Genomic DNA, 2,359 nt, shown 5'->3' with positions numbered 1-2,359 from the left:
AGCTCGAGGCCGCCATCACGAAACTCGACAAGTTCGACCTGCTGATCCTCGACGATCTCGCCTATGTCACCAAGGACCAGGCCGAAACCAGCGTGCTCTTCGAACTCATCTCGGCACGATACGAGCGGCGCTCCATCATGATCACCGCCAACCAGCCCTTCGGTGAATGGAACAAGGTCTTCCCGGACCCCGCCATGACGCTGGCCGCCGTCGACAGGCTGGTTCACCACGCAACCATCTTCGAGATGAACGTCGAAAGCTACCGGCGCCGCGCCGCCCTCGAGGCCAAACGGCAGCGCGGAAGGCCCGCATCCTACGCCACCATCAACAACACGCCGCTGATTGACGCGGCGCGACAATCAGAAACGAAAGAGGAACTTGCCAGCGACAATCAGAATGCTATCGTCGCAGATGACGCGACATAGAATCTCATCCAGATCGTCGCTCGCGTCTCACCCAGATTGTCGCGCTATACCCCCGGATCCTTCCGCCGAAGCACGTCGAGTCCGCCATGATCCGCGGACAAGATCCCCACCTCTTGCGCGCCATCGGCCGCGCATGGGGCTGGCGGCAGCGACTGGAACGCGGCGACGTCGCCACGCTCGCAGATCTGGCCGCCGATGAGGGCCTGTCCGACCGTTACGTCAGCCGCCTCCTGCGCCTCGCGTGGCTGGCGCCCGAGGTGCTCGAGCGGCTGGTCGTCCACCGCGAGCCCTCGACAATCAGCATCTATGATCTGTGCTTCGTGGCGTCCCTGCCGTGGGAAGAGCAGCCGGGGCGGGTGTTCGACTGAGCCTCAGTGAAAGCTCGCTCGATACGACGTCGCCGTCAGCGAGACATGGGCATCGAGCGGCGGGCGCAGTTCGAACGCCTTGGGCTCGCGTGAGAAGTTCCACAGCCGGAACAGGCACCATTCCGCGCGCCGCTCCTCGGCCACGGCCAGTTCGTTGCGCGTGATGTGAAATGGCGTCCGGTCCCAGCCGTTCGTCGTCTTGACCTCGATCAGCCGCGACTGGCCATCCTGCTCGAAGCTGGCGATGTCGTAGCCGGCACCGTCACCGTCCTCCTCCGACACCCAGCGAACCTTCCGCGCGAGGTCGTCGCGGCCCGCCGCCCGCAGCGCCAACCGCTCATGCGCCAGCACGCGTTCCTCTCCCGCGCGGCCGAGGACACGGTTACGCTCGTCGCGGCCGGCTACGTCGGACTTCCTGGCGATCCGCAACATCAGATCCAGCTCCTGCGGTGGTGGCTGGTTGGATAACGTCGGTGGCGGCCCGATCCAGATCTGCGCCGCATCATAAAGGCCGGTGGGTGGTCGGTTGCCCGGGGCCCGCAGGACCCATTCCGGATGCGAGTTCATCCATCGCAGAACAGCATCCTCAAGCGAGCTCTGGAAGTTGAAGGCCGGTGCGAGTCCAGTCAGCCAGGTTTCACCCAGCGCCTTGAGCACGGCACTGATGTTCTGGTGCTTATATTCGATTGCCTTTGCGGACCGATCGATCCGGTCTGCAAGCTGTCGATATGATGCCGCCTTGTTCAGGGGGTTCCCCGCGAGATCATCGACCAGCATCGCGAAGTAATCCGCGACGATCAGATCGTTCTCTTCGTCCGTCCAGGGCCCGTTCGACATTCCGCCAGGCTAAGGTCGGGAAGTCCGTTTGTCATCAACGCTTTCCGGGGTTGGCCCCGGCAAATCACCGCCACATCTACGCGCCATTCGGCCAGCGCACTCACCTGCTGCGCCTCTCGCGTGTTTCGGCTCTGTTCCCCTCGAAGGCGATGGACGCAAGGGCCGAAGTTTTGGCGGGATTGAAACTCAGACTATTGGAAAGGCTAAGTAAATTCCGAGCGAACCGAAAACGGCGAGGTTCGCTCGAACAGAGACGGAGCGCCGTTCAGAGCCCGGAATGGCCTTGGCGTGCAGTCTCAGAGGTTCGCATGGGGGAGGCAAAGCCCTTTGAAAACACGAATATTTCCGCGCCGCGATAGGCGCCTGTTCGTGTTCGCAACAGGGATGATGGCGGAGGCGGTGGGATTCGAACCCACGGTGGGCGTGAACCCACGTCGGTTTTCAAGACCGGTGCATTAAACCACTCTGCCACGCCTCCGACCGGCGTGGATTAGCCTCTTAGCCCAGATCGCACAAGTCGGCTTGCACCGCGCCGGGCCACCGATTCTGAGATCATGGAACGGCGCTGTTGCGCAAATCTGGTTTGGGATTCATCCGGTGAGTCCAGCGTGATAGCTGGGTCACATGAGCAGACCGATACCCCCGACCTGCGAGACCAGGAACTGGCGGTCCTATACCGAAGCGCTGAAGCGCCGGGGTTCGCTGACGATCTGGTTCGACCCCGAGATG

The 2,359-nt window shown here is 62.7% G+C and carries 3 protein-coding genes, 1 tRNA gene and 1 pseudogene; 3 read left to right on the top strand and 2 right to left on the bottom strand.

Going from position 1 to position 2,359, the window contains the following annotated elements:
- A partial coding sequence (locus tag KNW02_RS20405; protein WP_216035011.1) for an ATP-binding protein occupies nucleotides 1-425 on the top strand: 425 nt, incomplete at its 5' end.
- Nucleotides 426-511: 86 nt separating this feature from the next.
- The gene (locus KNW02_RS20400) at nucleotides 512-793 is read left to right on the top strand and encodes a hypothetical protein (RefSeq protein ID WP_252734161.1); all 282 of its coding nucleotides are present in this window, start codon (nucleotides 512-514) and stop codon (nucleotides 791-793) included.
- Between the two features lie 3 nt (nucleotides 794-796).
- On the opposite strand, the gene KNW02_RS20395 is transcribed toward KNW02_RS20400, so the two are convergent.
- Both KNW02_RS20395 and KNW02_RS20390 read right to left on the bottom strand, forming a co-directional pair.
- The gene (locus tag KNW02_RS20395; protein ID WP_216035010.1) at nucleotides 797-1,630 is read right to left on the bottom strand and encodes a protein NO VEIN domain-containing protein; all 834 of its coding nucleotides are present in this window, start codon (nucleotides 1,628-1,630) and stop codon (nucleotides 797-799) included.
- 388 nt (nucleotides 1,631-2,018) lie between these two features.
- A tRNA-Ser gene (locus tag KNW02_RS20390) sits at nucleotides 2,019-2,108 on the bottom strand.
- Nucleotides 2,109-2,254: 146 nt separating this feature from the next.
- Here KNW02_RS20390 and KNW02_RS20385 point away from each other — a divergent pair.
- Nucleotides 2,255-2,359: pseudogene (locus KNW02_RS20385) on the top strand (IS5/IS1182 family transposase); the annotation flags it as partial.

It is taken from the genome of Paracoccus marinaquae, from assembly GCF_018860165.1.
In the GTDB taxonomy this organism is placed as follows: domain Bacteria; phylum Pseudomonadota; class Alphaproteobacteria; order Rhodobacterales; family Rhodobacteraceae; genus Paracoccus; species Paracoccus marinaquae.
Note: the sequence above shows the minus strand (reverse complement) of the source record. Positions and strands in the feature narration are given on the sequence as shown.

Excerpts from the sequence above, each read along its gene's own strand:
- KNW02_RS20395 (WP_216035010.1), bottom strand. The coding sequence starts at position 1,630 with ATGTCGAACGGGCCCTGGACGGACGAAGAGAACGATCTGATCGTCGCG.
- KNW02_RS20400 (WP_252734161.1), top strand. The coding sequence starts at position 512 with ATGATCCGCGGACAAGATCCCCACCTCTTGCGCGCCATCGGCCGCGCA.